Source organism: Stenotrophomonas sp. C3(2023) (genome assembly GCF_032911385.1).
In the GTDB taxonomy this organism is placed as follows: Bacteria; Pseudomonadota; Gammaproteobacteria; order Xanthomonadales; family Xanthomonadaceae; genus Stenotrophomonas.
Window position 1 is genome coordinate 2,179,622 of the sequence record NZ_JAWJLO010000001.1, and the last position, 20,028, is coordinate 2,199,649.

The 20,028-nt window shown below is 66.5% G+C and carries 21 protein-coding genes and 1 other RNA gene; 12 read left to right on the forward strand and 10 right to left on the reverse strand.

Annotated features, from left to right (window positions below):
• The first annotated feature begins 108 nt into the window (after positions 1 to 108).
• From RZA67_RS09570 to RZA67_RS09590, 5 genes are all read left to right on the forward strand, one after another.
• Complete coding sequence (locus tag RZA67_RS09570) at positions 109 to 753, forward strand: RNA polymerase sigma factor (protein WP_317212522.1); 645 nt, start codon at positions 109 to 111, stop codon at positions 751 to 753.
• Positions 750 to 1,634, forward strand: coding sequence for a hypothetical protein (locus tag RZA67_RS09575; protein WP_317212524.1), 885 nt, complete (start codon positions 750 to 752; stop codon positions 1,632 to 1,634). The genes RZA67_RS09570 and RZA67_RS09575 overlap by 4 nt, the downstream gene beginning before the upstream one ends.
• Before the next feature lie 42 nt (positions 1,635 to 1,676).
• On the forward strand, positions 1,677 to 2,267 hold the full coding sequence (locus tag RZA67_RS09580; protein WP_317212525.1) for a YigZ family protein: 591 nt from the start codon (positions 1,677 to 1,679) through the stop codon (positions 2,265 to 2,267).
• Positions 2,264 to 4,033 carry an ABC transporter transmembrane domain-containing protein gene (locus RZA67_RS09585; RefSeq protein WP_317212526.1) on the forward strand — a complete coding sequence of 590 codons (1,770 nt, stop codon included), beginning with the start codon at positions 2,264 to 2,266 and terminating at the stop codon, positions 4,031 to 4,033. Before RZA67_RS09580 ends, RZA67_RS09585 begins: the two co-directional genes overlap by 4 nt.
• 62 nt (positions 4,034 to 4,095) lie before the next feature.
• Positions 4,096 to 4,287: a hypothetical protein gene (locus RZA67_RS09590; protein WP_317212528.1), complete on the forward strand. Its 192-nt coding sequence runs from the start codon at positions 4,096 to 4,098 to the stop codon at positions 4,285 to 4,287.
• A gap of 142 nt (positions 4,288 to 4,429) precedes the next feature.
• Here the strand turns inward: RZA67_RS09590 and RZA67_RS09595 are convergent, their stop codons facing one another.
• The 6 genes from RZA67_RS09595 to hrcA all read right to left on the reverse strand — a co-directional run bounded on the left by RZA67_RS09595 (position 4,430) and on the right by hrcA (position 11,663).
• A complete protein-coding gene (locus tag RZA67_RS09595) occupies positions 4,430 to 5,545 on the reverse strand; it encodes a prephenate dehydrogenase (RefSeq protein ID WP_317212529.1) in 1,116 nt (371 codons plus the stop codon).
• Complete coding sequence (gene pdxY / locus RZA67_RS09600) at positions 5,542 to 6,450, reverse strand: pyridoxal kinase (protein WP_317212530.1); 909 nt, start codon at positions 6,448 to 6,450, stop codon at positions 5,542 to 5,544. Before pdxY ends, RZA67_RS09595 begins: the two co-directional genes overlap by 4 nt.
• Before the next feature lie 193 nt (positions 6,451 to 6,643).
• Positions 6,644 to 7,783 (reverse strand): molecular chaperone DnaJ, encoded by a 1,140-nt coding sequence (dnaJ, locus tag RZA67_RS09605; protein WP_317212531.1) that lies wholly within the window; start codon positions 7,781 to 7,783, stop codon positions 6,644 to 6,646.
• A 154-nt stretch (positions 7,784 to 7,937) separates the two neighbouring features.
• Positions 7,938 to 9,863, reverse strand: a complete 1,926-nt coding sequence (gene dnaK, locus RZA67_RS09610; protein ID WP_317212532.1) for a molecular chaperone DnaK — start codon at positions 9,861 to 9,863, stop codon at positions 7,938 to 7,940.
• A 165-nt stretch (positions 9,864 to 10,028) separates the two neighbouring features.
• Complete coding sequence (gene grpE, locus RZA67_RS09615; protein WP_317212533.1) at positions 10,029 to 10,535, reverse strand: nucleotide exchange factor GrpE; 507 nt, start codon at positions 10,533 to 10,535, stop codon at positions 10,029 to 10,031.
• Between the two features lie 75 nt (positions 10,536 to 10,610).
• Positions 10,611 to 11,663: a heat-inducible transcriptional repressor HrcA gene (gene hrcA / locus RZA67_RS09620; RefSeq protein ID WP_317212535.1), complete on the reverse strand. Its 1,053-nt coding sequence runs from the start codon at positions 11,661 to 11,663 to the stop codon at positions 10,611 to 10,613.
• A gap of 115 nt (positions 11,664 to 11,778) precedes the next feature.
• On the opposite strand from hrcA, the gene recN reads away from it, so the two are divergent.
• Positions 11,779 to 13,440, forward strand: a complete 1,662-nt coding sequence (gene recN / locus RZA67_RS09625; RefSeq protein ID WP_317212536.1) for a DNA repair protein RecN — start codon at positions 11,779 to 11,781, stop codon at positions 13,438 to 13,440.
• A 138-nt stretch (positions 13,441 to 13,578) separates the two neighbouring features.
• On the opposite strand, the gene fur is transcribed toward recN, so the two are convergent.
• Positions 13,579 to 13,983, reverse strand: a complete 405-nt coding sequence (gene fur, locus RZA67_RS09630; RefSeq protein ID WP_317212537.1) for a ferric iron uptake transcriptional regulator — start codon at positions 13,981 to 13,983, stop codon at positions 13,579 to 13,581.
• Between the two features lie 103 nt (positions 13,984 to 14,086).
• Here fur and bamE point away from each other — a divergent pair, with 103 nt between their 5' ends.
• On the forward strand, positions 14,087 to 14,482 hold the full coding sequence (bamE, locus tag RZA67_RS09635) for an outer membrane protein assembly factor BamE (protein ID WP_317212538.1): 396 nt from the start codon (positions 14,087 to 14,089) through the stop codon (positions 14,480 to 14,482).
• Positions 14,483 to 14,525: 43 nt separating this feature from the next.
• Here the strand turns inward: bamE and RZA67_RS09640 are convergent, their stop codons facing one another.
• Positions 14,526 to 14,783 (reverse strand): RnfH family protein, encoded by a 258-nt coding sequence (locus tag RZA67_RS09640; RefSeq protein WP_317212539.1) that lies wholly within the window; start codon positions 14,781 to 14,783, stop codon positions 14,526 to 14,528.
• Between the two features lie 3 nt (positions 14,784 to 14,786).
• Positions 14,787 to 15,215, reverse strand: coding sequence for a type II toxin-antitoxin system RatA family toxin (locus RZA67_RS09645; RefSeq protein ID WP_317212540.1), 429 nt, complete (start codon positions 15,213 to 15,215; stop codon positions 14,787 to 14,789).
• A 57-nt stretch (positions 15,216 to 15,272) separates the two neighbouring features.
• On the opposite strand from RZA67_RS09645, the gene smpB reads away from it, so the two are divergent.
• Positions 15,273 to 15,776, forward strand: a complete 504-nt coding sequence (gene smpB / locus RZA67_RS09650; RefSeq protein ID WP_317212541.1) for an SsrA-binding protein SmpB — start codon at positions 15,273 to 15,275, stop codon at positions 15,774 to 15,776.
• Positions 15,776 to 16,195: a GNAT family N-acetyltransferase gene (locus RZA67_RS09655; protein WP_317212542.1), complete on the forward strand. Its 420-nt coding sequence runs from the start codon at positions 15,776 to 15,778 to the stop codon at positions 16,193 to 16,195. Before smpB ends, RZA67_RS09655 begins: the two co-directional genes overlap by 1 nt.
• A gap of 42 nt (positions 16,196 to 16,237) precedes the next feature.
• On the opposite strand, the gene RZA67_RS09660 is transcribed toward RZA67_RS09655, so the two are convergent.
• A complete protein-coding gene (locus tag RZA67_RS09660) occupies positions 16,238 to 16,816 on the reverse strand; it encodes a hypothetical protein (RefSeq protein WP_317212543.1) in 579 nt (192 codons plus the stop codon).
• A 209-nt stretch (positions 16,817 to 17,025) separates the two neighbouring features.
• Here RZA67_RS09660 and ssrA point away from each other — a divergent pair.
• From ssrA to RZA67_RS09675, 3 genes are all read left to right on the forward strand, one after another.
• Positions 17,026 to 17,418: a transfer-messenger RNA gene (gene ssrA / locus RZA67_RS09665) on the forward strand.
• A gap of 156 nt (positions 17,419 to 17,574) precedes the next feature.
• A complete protein-coding gene (locus RZA67_RS09670; protein WP_317212544.1) occupies positions 17,575 to 18,825 on the forward strand; it encodes an integrase arm-type DNA-binding domain-containing protein in 1,251 nt (416 codons plus the stop codon).
• Between the two features lie 291 nt (positions 18,826 to 19,116).
• On the forward strand, positions 19,117 to 20,028 hold the full coding sequence (locus RZA67_RS09675) for a hypothetical protein (RefSeq protein ID WP_317212545.1): 912 nt from the start codon (positions 19,117 to 19,119) through the stop codon (positions 20,026 to 20,028).

Sequence of the window (20,028 nt, forward strand, 5' to 3'; positions counted from 1 at the left end):
TGGCGCCGGCCGTACGGGCGCATCCCCTGAAGCGAGCATAACGCGCCGCGTGCGGCAACGGGACGCAGCGCAACCCCAGACTGCCTTCCGGCGCGTTGTTGCCTGATGATGACCACGCCGTCCGCCCTCGCCCTGTCCCACTGCGGCCCGCCGCAGCCACGCTATGCGCCAGCCGACACAGCGCTTACCCTGTGCGGCGTGGATACCGCTGCCCTGCCCACCGACGATGCCTTGATGCTGGCCTGGGCCGCTGGCGACCTGCCGTCTTTCCAGGCGCTGTACGAGCGTCACCGCAAACGCCTGTTCGGCTTCCTGCTGCGGCAGGTGCGCGACACCAGTCTGGCCGAGGAGCTGTTCCAGGACGTGTGGCAACGGGTGATCGCTGCGCGGATGGACTGGAAGCCCGATGCGGCCTTCACCACATGGTTGTTCCGCATTGCCCACAATCGCCTGAACGACCACTGGCGCGCGGCCCGGCATCGCCCGCCCGCACCGCTGGACGCCGACGAACGACTGCAGGCCTTGAGCGACAACCACACACCGGAGAGCGAAGTGAGCCAGTTCGAGCAGCGCCGACGGCTGCAGCTGGCCATGGACGCGCTGCCAGCTGACCAGCGCGAAGTACTGCAGCTGCGGCTTGAGCTGGAGCTGAGCCTGGAGGAGATCGGGCAGATCACCGGTGTGGGCCGGGAGACGGTCAAATCGCGCCTGCGGTACGCGATGGACAAGCTGCGCACGGGACTGCTGCCATGAACCGCAACGACCCCCTGACCCCGGAAGAACGCGACCTGGCCCGTCTGCTCGGGCGCGGCGGGCGCGCACCCTCAGCCGCGGTGGACGACGCCATCCTTGCCGCCGCGCGGGCTGCCGCAGGACCTGCACCCGCCACGGCCGACCACGCGACACCATCGTCCGTCCCTCGCGCGCCGCGCCGCCGTCCCCGCTGGCCGGCCGCCTTTGGCGTGGCCGCCTCGCTGGTGGTGGCCTTTGGCCTGGCCTGGCAGCTGCGACCCGAGCCGCCGACGTTGCCGTCGATGGACGCAGCGCCGCCACCCGCCGCGCCGGCGGCGTCGGTGAAGGCGGCCCCCGCTGAAGCGACTGATGCACCGCCCGTCGCGCCGGAGGCGGCCGTCCAGGCACCAGCACCAGCACCGATGCCGTCGACTGCACCGAAACAGGGCCCGGCTGCGCCACGCGCGGCGGCGCAGCCGCAGGCAGCTGCGCAGGCCTACCGCGTCGCTCCGCCTTCTCCGCCCTCATCGCCAGCGCCAGCGCCAGTGTCGCCCGCTGCCGATGCGATCCCCACTGAAGCGACCGACCCCGCCGCCGCGCCGTTGTCCACTTCCGCAGCCAGTCCGCAACGGCGGGCCAGCGTGATGGCCGAGCGCAGCGCCGTGGAGGCAGGCGCCAACGCGCGGCCTGCCCCGCTTGCGGCGCGCGCCAACGATGCGGCCTCCCTGCAGCAGCAGCTCGACGCCGATGCCCAACTGCCCCGACGGCAGTGGCTGAACGCCATCCGTGCCCACCAGCAGGCCGGCAACGAAGACCTGGCCCGGGCCAGCCTTGAGCGTTATCTGTCCCAGCATCCCGGGGCGCGTCTGCCAGACGACCTGCGCGCACTGCTGGAGCAGTAGCGCGCGCGCCGGCGCGTGGCAGGGACGGTTAGAATCACGGTGATGCTCGACACCCTCACCACCGCCGTCAGCTACAGCCAGGACATCAAGCACAGCCGCTTCATCGCGCACGCTGCGCCGATCGAAGAAGCCGGCCAGGCGTTGGCGTTTCTGCAGCAGGTAGCGGTGCCTGATGCCACCCACAACTGCTGGGCCTACCGGCTGGGCAACGAGTACCGCTCCAGCGATGATGGCGAACCGGCCGGTACCGCCGGGCGACCGATTCTGGCGGCCATCGACGGCCAGGGCTTCGACCGCGTCGTGGTGGTGGTGATCCGCTGGTATGGCGGCATCAAGCTCGGCGCAGGCGGGCTGGTACGCGCCTACGGTGGCACCGCGGCCGAATGCCTGCGCAACGCACCGCGCAGCCCCTTGCTGCAATGGACGCAGCTGCGCATCCGCGCCGCCTTCGAGGACCTGGGCACACTGCACGCCGCATTGGCCGCGCACGCAGCGCTCAAGGGCGAGGAACACTTCGATGCTGATGGCGTGGCCATGGACGTGCAGTTGCTCGCCGACCAGGTTGAAGCATTGAAAACACGCCTGCGCGACGCCACCCGTGACCGTATCCGTTTGAGTGAAGTCGACGCATGAGCGAACAGCCCGCCACACCTGCCCCCACCCTGCGCCGCCTCGGCAGCCTGGGCACCCTGTGGCCGTTCGTACGCCGCCACAAGGGGTTGTTCGGCGCGTGGTTGGTCGCGCTGGCGGTCTCCTCGGCCGCTACGCTGAGCCTGCCACCAGCGGTCAAGCTGATGATCGACCACGGCTTCAACGGTGACGGCGGGCGCATCAACCTCGCCTTCTCGGTGCTGATGCTGGTGGCGGTGGTGCTCGGCCTGGCCACCGCGGCACGCTTCTTCTTTGTTTCGCTGCTGGGCGAGCGCGTGGTGGCCGACCTGCGCGGCGAGCTGTACGGCCACCTGATCGGACTGGATGCCAGCTTCCACGACCGCAACCGCAGCGGTGAACTCGTTTCGCGGCTGACCGCCGACAGCGAACTGCTGCGCAGCGTGATCGGTTCGACCATGTCCGTGGCGCTGCGCAGTGGGGTCACCGTGGTCGGCAGCCTGGTGATGCTGTTTGTCACCAGCCCCCGCCTGGCGGCGTGGGCGCTGCTTGGCATTCCGCTGGCAGTGCTGCCCATCGTGGTCGGCGCGCAGCGCCTGCGCAAGGTTGCCCGCGCCAGCCAAGACCGTATCGCCGATGCCAACAGTCTGGCCGCGGAAACACTCGGTGCGGTGCGCACGGTGCAGGCGCACGCCCGCGAACCGTACGAGCGCGGCCGCTTCGATCATGCGCTGGCCGATGCCATCGCCGCCGCCAAGCGGCGCATCGGCTCCCAGTCGGTGGTGACCGCCAGCGCCATCGTGCTGATCTTCGGCGCCATCGTCGGTGTGCTGTGGCTCGGCGCCCATGATGTCAACGAAGGGCGCATGAGCGCCGGCACGCTCGGCCAGTTCGTGCTGTACGCAATGATCGGTGGCGGCTCGGTGGGCGCGCTGGCCGAAGTGTGGAACGAGCTGCAGCGGGCCAGCGGCGGCATGGGGCGGATCAGCGAGCTGCTGCACGAACGCAGCCTGGTGCAGGCACCGGCACACCCGCAGGCGCTGCCTCAGCCGCTGCGCGGCGCCATCCGCTTCGACGATGTGGTGTTCCGTTACCCGCAGCGCCCCGACCAGGCGGCGCTTGACCACTTCAGCCTGGAGGTGGCGCCCGGCGAGACCGTAGCGCTGGTCGGCCCTTCGGGTGCGGGCAAGAGCACCGTGCTGCAGATGCTGCTGCGCTTCCACGACCCGCGCAGTGGCTCGGTCAGCGTCGACGGCGTGGATGTCCGCCTGCTCGACCCCGGCACGCTGCGAAACGAGCTTGCGCTGGTGCCGCAGCAGCCCACGCTGTTTGCCGCCAGCGCGCGGGACAACATCCGCTACGGTCGGCTTGAAGCGACCGATGACGAGGTGGACGCCGCCGCGCGCGCGGCCGAGGCCGATGAGTTCCTGCGGGCCCTGCCCGAGGGCTATGACAGCGAACTGGGCGAGCGTGGTGCGCGCCTGTCCGGTGGCCAGCAGCAGCGCGTGGCCATTGCCCGTGCGCTGCTCAAGGACGCACCGATCCTGCTGCTGGACGAAGCCACCAGCGCCTTGGACGCGCAGAGCGAGCGCGCCGTGCAGCAGGCGCTGGAGCGCCTGATGGCCGGCCGCACCACGCTGGTCATTGCCCACCGGCTGGCCACCGTGCTCAAGGCCGACCGCATCGTGGTGATGGACCACGGTCGTATCGTAGCGCAGGGCACGCATGCCCAGCTGCTGGCCGAGCAAGGCCTGTACGCGGAACTGGCTCGGCTGCAGTTCATCGATTGACCACGCCCGGCTAACACTGCCAGGCGCAGGCTCGCCGCAACGCCACAGATGAGGAGCCTGCCATGTCCTTCCGTCAGTTTCCGGCCACCGACAGCCTGGGCGAAAGCCACGTCATTCTCGAGTTCAAGGCCGAGCAGGACAGTGGCGAGCGCGGCGACAAGGAGCCGCGGTATGAACTGGATGATGGCCGCCGGCTGCTGCGCAGCGGGCGCGAATTCGTCACCGCCGGCGGCGAGCTGCGGCTGACGATCTAGGCGATATGCGCAGCCTGCGCGTCCGGTGCGCAGGCTGGTCAAATAATCGCCAGCCCTCTTGACAGCCTTTTCGCAGAACGCCTGCGAGAGGTTATCCACATGTTTGCGCAACGCTCATCCACACCACCTGTGGATGAAAACGTCAGCGCAACAGGACCCGACCGATGCCGCTGGCGTCAACTGCTGCCGCCGCCAACGTGATCGCCGCCGCATCGCTGCCGGGCACGAAGCCGATGCGGAAATGCACCTCGCCTGTCGGCGTTCGCGAGGAATGAATGGAAGCCAGGCTGACGCCGTGCTGCTCGAACACGTGCAGCAGCGCGCGCAGCGAACCCGGACGGTCTTCGGGCAGATGCACCGAAAGCGCCTGACGTTCAGTCAGGTCGGCCAGCAGATAGCCGACCCGCTCGAAGGTGTAGTTGCCTTCGGCCACGCTGGTCTCGCCCAGCGCGTCACGATTGTCCAGCAGCAACTGCTGGCGGAATGCGGCCCGCGCGTCATCGTCACCGCGCGCCACCTGCGCCTGGAGCGTCTGGAGCTGCGTGATCAACCGTTCCAGCATCGGCGCGACATGCGGGTTGCCGAACTGGATGTCTTCATAGATCGCCGGGTTCAACGACAGGATGCGCGCGATGATCGCCGTATCCAGCTCGAACGACGCCGAGCGGTACGGCAGCAGCGCTGCCAGGCTGCCCAGCTCCGGCGCATAGTCACGCAGCACGCCGGCCTGTGCGAGGTGGGTGGCATGCACCATGGCCTGCACCAGCGCCATGACCTTGTCGTGGTGCTCGGGGCTGGCCTGCACACACTCGGCCTGCAACGTATTGCACAGATGTGCGAGCCACGGCTGCCAGTGCTGCAGCCGCGCCTGGCACACCACCATCACCCGGCCCTTGAGCGTGGGCGACTTGGGCGGTGCAGTCATCGGATGCAGGCCCACCACCTCAGCCTGCGAGGCCAGCATGGCCTGCACGGGTGCCTGCTTGACCGAGGTCACGTCAAGCCACAACCGTCCCGCTTCGCGCCCGGCCGATTGCTGCACGTACTGGGCGATCAACGCCGGGGTCTGCCGGATCGGCGCGGAGAACACCAGTACCTCGGCACGCTCCAGCAGCTGCTCCGGGGTGTGCGACGCGGCATCGGCCGGGTCGTGGCCGATCACCTGCATGCCCATCTGCTGCTCGAAGAAGCGCTGCAGCCAGCGACCGTAGGCACCGGCGTTGCCCACGATGCCGATCACCTGCGGCGCAGGGCTCATGCCAGCCGCTCGGCGCGGAAGCGGCCGCCGTCGGCCAGGGCGGCAGGCGCCGCAGCCAGCACGTCGAACTCCTCGTGCTGATTGCCCAACGTGGCCTCGAGCGCGGCATGCACGCCGGCCAGCGCACGGGTGATCGCCGCTTCCATGTCCAACCCGCGCAGCACGAAGCTGACGATCAGCGCCATCAGCACATCGCCGGTACCGGCCACGTCCACCGGCAGCAGCGGCGAGGTCCAGCGCCAGATGCCTTCGCGGCCGACGGCCAGCGTCACCAGCTCGCCGGCATCGCCGCTGACACTGTGTGCCAGCACCCAGTGCGGGCCGCGGGCCAGCAGCTCGCTGGCCGCCGCGATGGCATCGTCCTGCGCCAGTGCCGCCCGCCCGGTCAAGCGACCGAGCTCGAAGGCGTTCGGGGTGACCAGCCAGGCGCGGGGCAACAGGCGTTCGGCGAAGACGCGTTCCAGACCCGGCTCGACATAGGGGCCGGTGTGCGTATCACCGATCACCGGGTCCAGGCAGTAGCGCAGCTGCGGGCAGGCAGGCAGCGTCTGGTCCAGCCAGTCCGCGAATGCCTGGCCATTGCCGACACTGCCGAAGTAGCCGGACACCAGCATCTGCGCGCGCTGCGGCACGCCGCGCTCGCTGGCGCCACGCAGCAGGTCGGCGAACCAGTCGCTGGGCAGCACGCGGCCGCGCGTGGTCTCGTAGAACGGCGCATTGCTCAGCAGGGTGGTCGGCACTTCCGCCACGCGCAGACCCAGCGCACGCATCGGCGGTACTGCCGCGCTGTTACCTGCGTGCCCATAGACCAGCTGCGACTGCACCGAGATGACATCGACCGGAGACGGCCCCTGCGGGCGCTGGCGGCGGCCGTGGACCAGATGGTTTTCAAGGGATTCGTTCATGGGACAAGTTTACGCCCGCACCGCTCACGGTAGAGCCGACCCATGGTCGGCTCACGCGCGGAGCGCGCAAGGTTGCCGCAATCTGTACGAAGAGCAGCCGACCGTGGGGTCGGCTCTATCATGGTCTGGTGGTCAGCCAGCGCGGCGACGCGGCGCCAGACAGAAAAAACCCCTGCGATGCAGGGGTTTTTGATCAGGACGTCATCCGGTCCCAGAACCCCTTCACCCCGTCGATGAAGGTCGCCGACTTCGGCGAATGCTTGCGCGCTTCCTCGCCGATGAAGGTCGCCTCGAACTGCTCCAGCAGCCGGCGCTGGTCAGCGGTGAGGTTGACCGGGGTCTCCACCACCACGCGGCAGTACAGGTCACCTTCGCTGCGGCTGCGCACCGAACGTACGCCCTTGCCGCGCAGACGGAACAGCTTGCCGGTCTGGGTTTCAGCCGGAATGCGGATTTCCGCTTCACCGCCCAGCGTGGCCACGCGGATGCTGTCGCCCAGCGCCGCCTGCGAGATGCGGATCGGCACCTCGCAGTGCAGGTCATCGCCATCGCGCTGGAAGATCGGGTGCTCACGCACGCGCACTTCCACATACAGGTCGCCCGGCGGGGTGCCGGCCGGGCCGGCCTCGCCTTCACCGGCCAGACGGATGCGGTCGCCGGTGTCGACACCGGCAGGCACCTTCACCGACAGCACCTTGTCTTCTTCCACACGGCCATTGCCGTGGCAGGTCGTGCAGGGGCTCTGGATGATCTGGCCGCGGCCGTTGCAGTTATGGCAGGCCTGCTGCATGGCGAAGATGCCACGCTGGATGCGCACCTGGCCACGGCCATGACAGACGCTGCAGGTTTCCACCTTACCGTCTTCCGAGCCGCTGCCATGGCAGTCATCGCACTCGGACAGGGTGGGAATCTCGATGCGGCGCTCGACGCCGGCCACCGCTTCTTCCAGGTCCAGTTCCAGCACGTAGCCGATATCGGCGCCGCGACGAGCCTGGCGTGCGCCACCGCCGGCGCCGCCACCAAAAATATTGCCGAAGATATCGCCAAAGATATCGTTCATATCCGGGCCGCCCGGGCCGCCCGGGCCGCCACCACCGCCCATGCCGTGCTCGAACGCGGCGTGGCCATGGCTGTCATACATGCGGCGCTTGCCGCCGTCGGACAGAACTTCGTAGGCTTCCTTGCACTCCTTGAAGGAGGCTTCGGCCGCTGCATCACCCGGATTGCGGTCGGGGTGGAACTTCATCGCGCAGCGACGATAGGCCTTCTTCAGCTCGTCGTCGGTGGCGGTTCGGGCAACGCCCAGAACTTCGTAATAATCGCGTTTGCTCATGGGATGGATCGCATTCCGGTACGTCGGGATTCGTCAAAGCGGAAGAGCGGAACCAGGTCCGCTCTTGCGTCGGGCGCCCCGACACGCCAGCTGGCGGCCAGGACCCTGAGGCGGCAACGGAGCATGGTGTTGGCCATGCCCCGTACCGTCTGGATCAGGACTTCGTATCGTCCTTGACTTCGGTGAACTCGGCGTCCACCACGTCATCCTGCTTGCCACCGGTACCGGCGTCAGCGCCCGGGGCGGCACCGCCCTGTTCGCCCGCGGCGGCGGCGGCGAACAGCGACTGGCCAGCTTCTTCCAGTGCCTTCGATTTGGCTTCGATCTGCGCCTTGTCGTCACCCTTCATCGCGGTTTCCAGCTCCGACAGGGCCGATTCGACCTTGCCGATGACATCGCCGCCGACCTTGCTGCCATGCTCGGTGATGGCGCTGCGGGTGCCGTGGATCAGAGCGTCGGCCTGGTTGCGGGCCTGCACCAGCTCCTGGAACTTCTTGTCTTCCTCGCGGTTGGCTTCCGCGTCGGCGACCATGCGTGCGATCTCCTCCTCGGACAGACCCGAACCGGCCTTGATCTCGACCTTCTGTTCCTTGTTGGTCTTCTTGTCCTTGGCCGACACATGCAGGATGCCGTTGGCGTCGATATCGAAGGACACTTCCACCTGCGGCAGGCCGCGCGGCGCCGGTTCGATGCCGGAGAGGTCGAACTTGGCCAGCGACTTGTTGAAACGGGCCTGCTCGCGCTCACCCTGCAGCACGTGCACGGTCACAGCCGACTGGTTGTCTTCGGCAGTGGAGAACACCTGCGAGGCCTTGGTCGGGATGGTGGTGTTCTTCTCGATGATCTTGGTGAACACACCGCCCATGGTTTCGATACCCAGCGACAGCGGGGTCACGTCCAGCAGCAGCACGTCCTTGACGTCGCCACCCAGCACGCCACCCTGGATCGCTGCGCCCAGTGCAACGGCTTCGTCCGGGTTGACGTCCTTGCGCGGTTCCTTGCCGAAGAACTCGGTCACCGCCTGCTGCACCTTCGGCATGCGGGTCTGGCCGCCGACCAGGATCACTTCGTCGATGTCGCTCGAGCGCAGACCGGCATCGTTCAGCGCGAGGCGGCACGGCTCGATCGACTTCTTCACCAGGTCTTCGACCAGTGCTTCCAGCTTGGCGCGGGTCAGCTTGATGTTCAGGTGCTTCGGGCCGCTGGCATCAGCGGTCACGTAAGGCAGGTTCACTTCGGTCTGCTGGGCGCTGGAGAGCTCGATCTTGGCGCGCTCGGCGGCGTCCTTCAGACGCTGCAGGGCCAGCGGGTCCTTGCGCAGGTCGATGCCCTGGTCCTTGTTGAACTCCTCCACCAGGTATTCGATGACGCGGTTGTCGAAGTCTTCGCCGCCCAGGAAGGTGTCACCGTTGGTGGCCAGCACCTCGAACTGCTTCTCGCCGTCGACATTGGCGATCTCGATCACCGAAACGTCGAAGGTGCCGCCGCCCAGGTCGTACACCACGATCTTGCGATCCTTGTTGTCACCCTTGTCCAGGCCATAGGCCAGCGCGGCCGCGGTCGGCTCGTTGATGATGCGCTTGACGTCCAGGCCGGCGATGCGGCCGGCGTCCTTGGTCGCCTGGCGCTGGCTGTCGTTGAAGTAGGCCGGCACGGTGATGACCGCTTCGGTGACCTTCTCACCGAGGAAGTCCTCGGCGGTCTTCTTCATCTTTTCCAGCACCTTGGCCGAGATTTCCTGCGGCGCCATCTTCTTGGCATCGCTGGTGGACACCCAGGCATCGCCGTTTTCATGGGCCTGGATGCCGTACGGCACGTGCGAGATGTCCTTCTGCACTTCACCGTCGGTGAACTTGCGGCCAATCAGGCGCTTGACGGCGTAGAAGGTGTTCTTCGGGTTGGTCACCGCCTGGCGCTTGGCCGAGGCGCCGACCAGGATTTCGCCGTCCTTGGTGTAGGCGACGATGGAGGGCGTGGTCCGGTCGCCTTCCGAGTTTTCAATGACGCGGGCCTTGCCGCCGTCCATGATCGCCACGCACGAGTTGGTGGTGCCGAGGTCGATACCAATGATCTTGCCCATGTGGGGAGACTCCTGAGTGCTGTGTTTTGGTCAGACCGGCACGCTGGCCGGTGGATGAAAACGATGTGGGGGATGGCCGTGGAACATTCAAGCCACCCTCCGAACGCTGTGTTCAATGGGGTCGGGTCGCCGTCTGCCCAAGGGCCGACGGCCACCCATGCCGGGTCAGTCGGCGGCCACCACCACCAGCGCGGGGCGCAGCAGGCGGTCGTTGAGCAGGTAGCCCTTCTGGAACACCTGCACCACGCTGCCCGGCGCGGCGTCGTCGGCCGGTACCTGGCTGATGGCCTGGTGATGCTCGGGGTTAAACGCCTGGCCGGTCGGGTCCAGCAGGGTCAGGCCGTTGTCACCGGCGACCTTGAGCAGCTGCTTGTAGGTCAGTTCCAGACCTTCGCGCAGCGGATGGGCCTCATCGCCTGCGGCCTTCAGCCCGGCATCGAGGCTGTCGAAGACCGGCAGCAGCTCGCCCAGCAGTTTTTCGTTGGCAAAGCGACGGGCCTGCTCGACATCGCGGGCCACGCGCTTGCGCTGGTTGTCCAGGTCGGCGCGCTCACGCAGCGCATCGGCCTTGACCTGCTCCAGCTCGCCGCGCAGCTGCTCGATCTGGTCGTGGAGTGCACCCTCGGCCGCGTCGGCCGGCTGGGCTTGAATCTCTGGCTGTTCGTGGTTCATGTGCGGTTCCCTGGCGGACACACCCCGCCTCCACCCACCCTAGTGTGGGCGGGATGCTGCGTTTCAAGCGTCAGATCACTTCGAACCGTGCGGCGGGGTCGAAAAGGCGGCGCCAAGGGCCTCGGCAGTGGCCGTGACCAGCGGAATCATGCGGTCATAGGCCATCCGGCTGGGGCCGATGACCCCCAGCACGCCCAGCACCTGGCCCTCGGCCACATAGGGGGCGGTGACCAGCGACACGCCCTCCAGCGGCACCATGCCGGTTTCCTCACCGATGAAGATGCGCACCCCCGGCGCCTGGATCGTGCGCTCGAGCAGCTGCAGGATCTCGCGCTTGCTGGCAAACAGCTCGAACAGCTCGCGCAGGCGTTCCAGGTTGGTCAGATCCTGCACGCCCAGCAGCCGGGTCTGGCCGGCCAGCAGGATGTCGTCCTCAGGCGGCTGCAGGGCCTGTTCGGCCAGCTCGACGCTCTGTGACAGCAGCCGTTCCAGCTCGCTGCGGGCGCTGCGCAGCTCCAGCAGCAGGTGCTGACGGATGCCCGACAGCGGCATGCCGGCAAACTGCGCGTTGAGGTAGTTGGCCACCTGCTCCAGCTCACCCGGCTCCCAGCTGCGGCGCGCCTCGATGATGCGGTTCTGCACCTCGTTGTCGGCAAACACCACAATGGCCAGCACGCGGTTGGCGTCCAGCGCCACAAAATCGATCTGCCGGAAGGCGAACCGGGTCCGGCGCGGCGCGCTGACCACCCCGACGAACTGGCTCATCGCAGACAGCAGCTGTGACGCACTGCCCAGCAACGCCTGGGTACCTGCGCCGCTGGCCAGCTCCTGGCGCAGCCGGCTCAGGTCCTCCTCGCCCGGCGGCTGCATCTGCACCAGGCTGTCGACGAAGACGCGGTAGCCGTGGGCGGTGGGAATACGCCCGGCCGAGGCGTGCGCTGAACTCAGCAGACCCACTTCTTCCATCTCGGCCAGAATATTGCGGATGGTGGCCGCACTCACATCCAGCCCGGCCACCCGGGCCAGGGTCTGTGAGCCCACCGGTTCACCGTCCTGGATGTAGCGCGTGATCAGCGTGCGCAGCAGATGGCGGGAACGGGCGGGAAGCTGGTCGGAGAACGCCTGCATGGAATCAGCCTGTGAGACTGTTCCATTAGATAATGCCAGCCCCCATGCTTGGCAAGTCATTGGACCGACCTGCCCTGCGTGCTAGCTTTGCGCGGCTTGAGAGACTGACCTACCGATGCTCAGACACCTATCCATCAAGGATTTCGCTGTTGTCCGCGCCACCGAACTGGAGTTCGGGCCGGGCATGACCGTGGTTTCAGGCGAGACCGGCGCCGGCAAGTCGCTGATGGTCGACGCGCTGGGCTTCCTGTCCGGCCTGCGCGCCGACAGCGGCGTGGTCCGCCACGGCGCCCCCCGCGCCGAGCTTTCCGCCGAGTTCGCGCTGGAGCAGCTGCAGGCCGCGCGCCGCTGGCTGGCCGACAACGAACTCGACGATGAGGAGCAATGCCAGCTGCGCCGGGTGATCCGTGCTGACGGCGGCTCGCGCGCTTTCATCAACGGCCGTCCGGTGACCCTCACCCAGCTGACCGAGCTGGCCGGTTTGCTGGTGGAGATCCACGGCCAGCACGAACAGCAGGCGCTGCTGGCACGGCCCTCGCAGTTGGCGTTGCTCGATGCCTACGCTGGCAACGCCGAGGCGCGGCGCAGCGTGCGCCAGGCCACCGCCGCCTGGCAGGCGCTGGTGGACGAGGCTGACGCGCTTTCCCAGCAGGGCGATGTGAGCGACCGCATCGGGTTCCTGGAACACCAGTTGCGCGAACTGGAGCGCGAGGACCTGGAACCGGCGGCCATTGCCACGCTGGAGGCCAGCCACCGCCGCCAGGCCCATGCCAGCGCGCTGCTCACCGCCTGCGAGGTGGCCAGTGGCCGCCTCAACGGCGACGACGACGGCGGTGCACTGGACCTGCTGCAGCAGGTCCGCGGCGAGCTGGGCCGGGTGGCCGAGCATGACCCGCGGCTGGGCGAGGTGGACGCGCTGATCGACAGTGCCGCCATCCAGCTGCATGAAGCGCTGGCCCTGCTGGACCGGGTGCGCGACGACCTGGACGCCGACCCCGAGCAGTTCGCCGAGAACGAGCGTCGGCTAGGCCGCCTGCACGACCTGGCGCGCAAGCACCGGGTGGCGATGGCCGAGCTGGGTCCGCACCGCGAGCGCATGCAGGCCGAAGTGGAGCAGCTGCGCGGCGCCGACGAACGCCTGCAGCGCCTGGCCGGCGAAATCGAAAAGGCCGCTGCGGCATGGCGCACGCAGGCTGCGGTGCTCAGCGAAAGCCGCCAGCGCGCGGCCAGCGAACTGTCCACCACCACCACCGGGCTGATTGCCGAGCTGGGCATGGGCGGTGGCCAGTTCCTGATCCAGCTGGAGCCGCATGGCGACGGCCAGCCCGACGCACAGGGTGCCGAGCGGGTCGAATTCCTGGTGGCGGCCAATGCCGGCCAGCCGCCGCGCCCGCTGCGCAAGGTGGCTTCCGGCGGTGAGCTGTCACGCATCTCGCTGGCCATCGAAGTGGCCGCACTGGACCTGGACGCCGTACCGACGATGGTGTTCGACGAAGTGGACTCGGGCATCGGCGGCGCTGTGGCCGACATTGTCGGCCAGAAGCTGCGCGCCCTCGGTGAGAAACGCCAGGTGCTGTGCGTGACCCATCTGCCGCAGGTCGCCTCCAAGGGCCACGCCCATTACCGCGTGAGCAAGGCCCCGGTGGACGGCATGACCCAGAGCGCCGTGGAAAAGCTCGACACCCGCGCCCGCGAAGAAGAACTGGCGCGCATGCTGGGCGGCGTTGAAGTCAGCAAGGAAGCGCGCGCTGCCGCCCGCAAGCTGCTGCAGGCCTGAGCGCCGGGGCGCTGGCGCCCCTCGCAACCGGTAGGTGACGACCGCGGGTCGTCACGCTTTCGCTGGCAGAACCCAGGCCCCATCACAAAAAAACCCGGGTATCCCCGGGTTTTCAGCTTTCAGCACGTGCGTCCGCGCTCAGCGGCGCTTCTTGCGCACGTACAGCACCAGCGAATGCTCTTCCAGCTCGTAGCCGTGCTCGGCGGCGATCCGGCGCTGCAGCTCCTCGATCTCGGTGCTTTCAAACTCGATGATCTTGCCGGTATCCACGCACACCATGTGGTCATGGTGGCCGCCACGGTCCAGCTCGTACACCGCCTGGCCGCCCTCGAAGTTGTGCTTGAGCACCAGACCGGCCGCCTCGAACTGGGTCAGCACCCGGTAAACCGTGGCCAGACCGATCTCATCGCCGTGCTCAAGCAGCTGGCGATAGATGTCTTCGGCGGTCATGTGGTGCTGCGGGGTGCGCTCCAGCAGGGCCAGGATCCGCATCCGAGGATGGGTCACCTTCAGGCCGACTTTGCGCAGGTCGTGGGTTTCCATAAAGCTCCGTTCATTGGCGATTTAGCGCCGGCTGCCTCGGATTGGGTCGCGGTGGCACGCCGGGAGTGTATCATCGGTTCGATTTCCCAAACCGCCATTCCCGATGCGCAATCTTCTGCTGGTCGCCGCCGTCGCCCTGTCCACCACCGGGTGCGGCATCATCTATAAGCAACCCATCTATCAGGGCAACCTGATCCGGGAAGAGGGCGTGTCCAAACTGCAGGTCGGCCAGAGCCGCCAGCAGGTCGACGCCCTGCTCGGCACGCCTTCCATCGCCGACCCCTTCCACGCCCAGCGCTGGGACTACACCGCCAGCCAGCGCGTGAACCGCCTCGGCAAGACCGAAGTGAAGAACTTCGTGGTGTATTTCGAGAACGACGCCGTGGCGCGCTGGGAAGGTGATTACTTCCCCGGCAATGACGCGGAGCTGGCCCGCCAGACCATCCGCCAGTTCGGCCGCAACCTGCCCAAGCCGAAGAACAAGAACGGCGGTCGCTGAGCCCGCCTGCCCTGCCCGCTCCCGCGCGCAGGGCCCGTGCCCGTCAACCGCCGCGCGCGCGTCGCCGGCGGTTGTCCTTGGGGTCGGCCAGCAATGGCCGCAGCAGTTCCACCCGGTCACCCTCCTGCAGCGCCTGCTGCGGCGGGGCGACCACGCCGTGCACGGCGTAGGCCACGCACTGCTCGCTGCCGGGCAGCGCCGCAGCGGCCACCGCCTCGGCCACGGTGGATGGCTCGGGCAGTTCCAGCACACGCGCGTTGACGCGATCAGCCCAGGCCAGCACCACCTCCACCCGGATCACTGCTCAGGCCTGCTGGTCGGCAACGCGGACGAAATCGTTGACCATGCGGTCGGCCAGGCCCTGGAAGCCGATGGCCAGCGCCGGCCCCAGCAGCCGCGAGGTCGGCTCGAACTGCAGCGCCAGGCTCACCTTGCAGGCGTTTTCGGCCAGCGTATGGAACTCCCAGCGTCCGTGCAGCTGCTTGAAGGGCCCATCTTTCAGGCGCATATCAATGCTGTGCGGACGCTCGAGCGTGTTTTCGGTCATGAACCAGGTCGAGAACGAGCCCAACCCCAGGTCCAGACGGGCCACCACACGGGTGTCCCCTTGTTCAAGGACGTGCGCGGCCGAACACCAGCGGAACCGGTGCGGATAGGCGGCTACATCGTTGACCAGATCAAACATGCGCGCGGCGGAATGTTCCACCAGCGCGCTACGACGGATGGTAGGCATGACAAGGACTGCTGAAGGTGATCGACCGGGCGGGCCCGAATCGGAGACAATACGGAAATGAGCAAGAACACCGGCAAGGATAAAGCAAAGAACGCGACGGCCAACAAAACCATCGCGCTCAACAAGCGTGCACGCCACGAGTACCACCTCGAGGAACGCCACGAAGCCGGCCTGGCCCTGCAGGGCTGGGAGGTCAAATCGATCCGCGCGGGCCGCGGCAACATCATCGACGCCTATGCGTACGTGAAGGATGGCGAGATCTATCTGATCGGCGCGCAGATCACCCCGTTGATCCAGGCCTCTACCCACGTGGTGGCCAACGACCGCCGCGAGCGCAAGCTGCTGCTGCACCGTCACGAAATCGACAAGCTGATCGGCCGCGTCGAGCGTGACGGCTACACCCTGGTGCCCACCGCGCTGTACTGGAGCAAGAACAAGATCAAGCTCGAGATCGCGCTGGCCAAGGGCAAGCAGAACCACGACAAGCGCGATGCCGCCAAGGACCGCGACTGGGCGATCGAGAAGCAGCGCGTGATGCGCCGCGGCAACCGCGACGCCTGATGCCTGCCGGCCTGCACACCGCCTCGGCTGATGAGGTGCAGGCCCTCTGCGCGCGGCTGCTGCAGTTCAACCAGCAGGCTACCGGGCTATCCTTCGATGACACCGCTGTGCACCTGGTCTGGCGCGATGCGCACGGCCAGCTGCGCGCCGGCCTGCTCGGCGAGGTCTGCGCCAGCTGGCTGAACATCCATGTGCTGTGGGTCGACCCCGATCTGCGCGGTCAAGGCATCGGCGCCAAGCTGCTGGTCGCCGCCGAGACGCAGGCCCGGCAACTGGGGGCCATCGGAGCCGCATTGGATACGTTCGACTGGCAGGCCGAGGCGTTTTACCGTGCCCAAGGCTATGTGGAGTTCGGCCGGCTGCACGACTGCCCGCCCGGGCACCAGCGCATCTACCTGCAACGCCGCTTCGCGACGTAGAGCGGGGCCCTGCCCCGCTCGGCCATACCCTGCCCCAACGCCTCACACCCGATGTCGCCGCCCTGCCCCGCGCACGTGCGGCGCCAACGCCGCGTGCATCACCGCCAGGTGCATCACCACGGCCAGTTCCTGCGCCCGGCTGTCGTCACCGTCGCGCCAGCGCAGCGCGTGCGCTGCCGCCTCCTCGGGCAACAGCTGCAGCAGCCGCTGCTCATCCATCGTGTCGGCAGCGGCCAGCAGGCGCATCGCCAGCCGGCGCGCCTGCAGCACGTAGGCCAGCACACTGGCCGCCGATAGCGACAGCAGCGCCACCGACAATCCATGCTCGAACCAGTCGGAGAGCGCATCGGGCTCAGGCACCCAGGCGGCCACCCCCAGCACCAGCAGGCCAAGCATGCGCCAATGGCCCGGCCACAGCAGCCCCCGCCGCGGCCAGTGCACCACCACCGCACTGCCGATGACCGCCGTGGCCGCCAACGCCGGCAGCGTGCCGTGCAGCGCCAAGGCCAGCAGCAGGGCAAGCACTGCCCATACCCAGGTGGGCGGCAGCGCGCGGCGCAGGTAATTCGATCCGACCGGACCGATCAGCTGACGCAGGGTGCGCCCGTTACATACTTCCACCCGACTCTCCATGAAGACCTGTGACCATGCTGGCCACCGGGGCGTCGCAGCAGGGTCGGAATGACGTTAACAGTTCATTCCCTGCACCCGCTACCGCGTCTTCTCCGTGGGTGACTATTCAGGTGAATTGCCGTAGCATCACCCTCGTTAGGCAGGTCAGGTCCAGCTATCCGGGACCCGGCCTTGTACCTTGCAACGCTGTAGAAACCGGGGGTGCATTGGTTTCGACGGGGGTTGTGAAGTCGCTTGGCGCATGCCGAGGGGGTAGCTTTCCTCGTAAATCCAGCTGCAAAACTCTAGTTGCCAACGACGACAACTACGCTCCGGTCGCTCTCGCAGCCTAAAAACTGCGGTGTGTGACCATCTGCCGACTTAGGCGGAGCCTCGAAACTGCTTGTGTCCATGCTCGCAGCGTAGAGTCATTATCATGGAATCGCGCTGGGCGGCTGCCTGTCAGTCCGGCACTAGACTAAAACAGGCTGGTTCCGGGATGCGCTTTGCACACCGTGCTGTTCCGGGACGAGATTCAACGGTGAGCTAAGCATGTAGTGCTGGGGATGGAGTGCCTTCGGACGGCGGTTCAATTCCGCCCACCTCCACCAATACGCGGTTCGTCATAGACCGGAGAAGCCCGGAAACCCCCGATACATAAGGGTTTCCGGGCTTTTTTACTTTCCGGATCGGTTCGTGGCAGTGCGTTGCAGGCCGTGAGACGGTGGGGGCATATTCTGGGGCATCTGCCCTCTTCGAAGAATCACATGCCCCCACTCTCTGATCTGGCCATCCGCAGGACCAAAGCGTCCTGCCGCACCCAGAAGATCTTTGACGGCGGCGGCCTCTACTTGGAGATATCGCCCAAGGACAGTCGATGGTGGCGGTTCAAGTACCGTTTCGACGGGAAAGAGAAGCGGCTGGCCCTTGGCGTCTATCCAGAGGTCTCACTGGCCCTTGCTCGGCAGCGGCGTGAAGAGGCGCGTCAGCTTCTCGCCCGGGGTGTCGACCCATCGCAGCACAAAAAAGCCGCGGCGCTCGCCAAGGCTGAATTGGGCTCCAACACGTTCGAAACTGTGGCTCGGGAGTGGTTGGCCAAGCGCGATTGGGTGCCGTCCTACTCCCTCAAGGTCAACGCATGGATGGTCAACGACGTGTTCCCCTGGATTGGGAGCCGACCGGTGAGCGAGCTGCTGGCGCCCGACTTTCTGAGGGTGGCACGCAGGATCGAGGAACGTGGGGCGATTGAGTCCGCCCACCGCATCATGCAGAACTGCGGCCAGATCATGCGCTATGCCATCGCCACCGGCCGCGCGGATCGGAACCCCGTTGCTGACCTTCGCGGGGCCCTTGCTCCGGCCCCGGAGAGGAACCACGCTGCAATCGTTGAGCCATACGCCTTCGGCGGCCTCCTGCGCGCCCTGCATTCGTACACAGGCACCATGGTCGTAGCCTCGGCCCTCAAGCTGGCCCCGCTGGTGTTCGTCCGCCCGGGCGAATTGAGGCAGGCTGAGTGGTCGGAGGTGGATCTAGACGCCGGCCTCTGGAGCATTCCAGCATCGCGCATGAAGATGCGCCAGGCCCATGTGGTTCCCCTTGCCAAACAAGCCGTGGCCATCCTGCGAGACCTGCACCAGCTGACCGGCAGAGACACATATGTCTTCCCATGCCGCGGTAAAAAGGGGCGCCCAATGTCAGAGGTGGCCGTTCTGGCCGCGCTTAGAACAATGGGGTTCGACAAGGACACAGCTACCGGACACGGCTTCCGTGCGACGGCCCGGACCCTGCTTGATGAGGCTCTCGGCTTCAGGCCGGACATCATCGAGCACCAGTTGGCCCATGCGGTCAAAGATCCCAATGGCCGGGCCTACAACAGGACCAGCCACTTGGGAGAGCGGACGCGGATGATGCAGAAATGGGCCGATTACTTGGACGACTTGCGAAATCAGCGCAGCGGAGGCCCGGTACATCCATCGCCGGAGGCTATCGCCGCAGATTTGCAAGATTCCATGTCCTGAGTTCGGCACCAAAGTCGCGACTTGGGCGTCCCACTGTACTGCGGCACCGCTGGGTCTTATGATTCCTCGGATGCTGGGGGGAAGATGAACAAGACAGCCACATGGAAGCGGCGTCGGCTGGACGCCAAGCGGGACCGTAAGCGGCGAGCTAGAAAGACATGGCGGGATCGGCAAGCAGAGATGCGGCTTGCAGCTCATGCGCGCTTGGCAGCGGTTGCGCCTGCGCGGCCCCACCCGAACCCGGAACAGGCGACTCGGAAACGCGTCCGTACCATTACGCCCCCTCCCCGCTTGGACCTCGACGAGAACTACCACGCCACGATCTCTCTGCTTAAAGACATTAGGTTCGCCACGCAGCAGCTGCGTGGTGACATCATGGTGGATCTCAAAGTTGTTAAGGACATCTCTCCTGCTGCCGCTTTGCTCTTGGTCGCGGAGTGTGACCGCTGGCGCGAGCGAACCAAAGCGCAGTGGCTGCGTGCATTCGACGTGTCCTACTGGACGCCAAGCGTTAGGCGCCGTCTTAAGGAGATGGGATTTTTCGAGGTACTTAACAGCCGCAACATCCCCGAAGATCCCGTCTTGGCCGGCGAGGACCGTTATGTCTCATTCCTGACGGGTCGTCGCAACCCTGGAGCTCCTGCCGCTGAGCTCCGGAAAGGCATCGAGGCACTTGGCCCAACAGTGGCAGACAGAGAAGCTTTGTACGAAGGCCTCGTAGAAGCTATGACCAATGTGACACAGCATGCCTACCGGACCCGTCGAGGCGATTCAGGCCCGGAACGATGGTGGATTTCAGCATCTGTCAATCCCGAGCGCCGTACGATGACTGTCATGGTAGTGGACCATGGCGTTGGCATTGCAAAGACTCTACCTAGAAGCGGCCGGTGGGAGGCAGTTAGGCAGGCCATACCCCTTGGTATGGTGAAGGACGATGCCCACATCGTTCGCGCTGCCTTCGCAAAGGATGATGTAAATCGGTCTCAGACGGGCGAGGAACACAGAGGGAAGGGCTTACGCGAAAATATCAAAGGTTATGTCGAATCGCATAACTCGCACGGAAAACTCCGAGTTATAACGAATCGAGCTAACTACCAATACAGTCGGTTGAACGATACCGAGGACGAAACGTCGACCTCGGTCCCAATCCCCTTCGAAGGGACGTTTATCGAGTGGGTCATTGAAGACTATGGTCAAGAATGA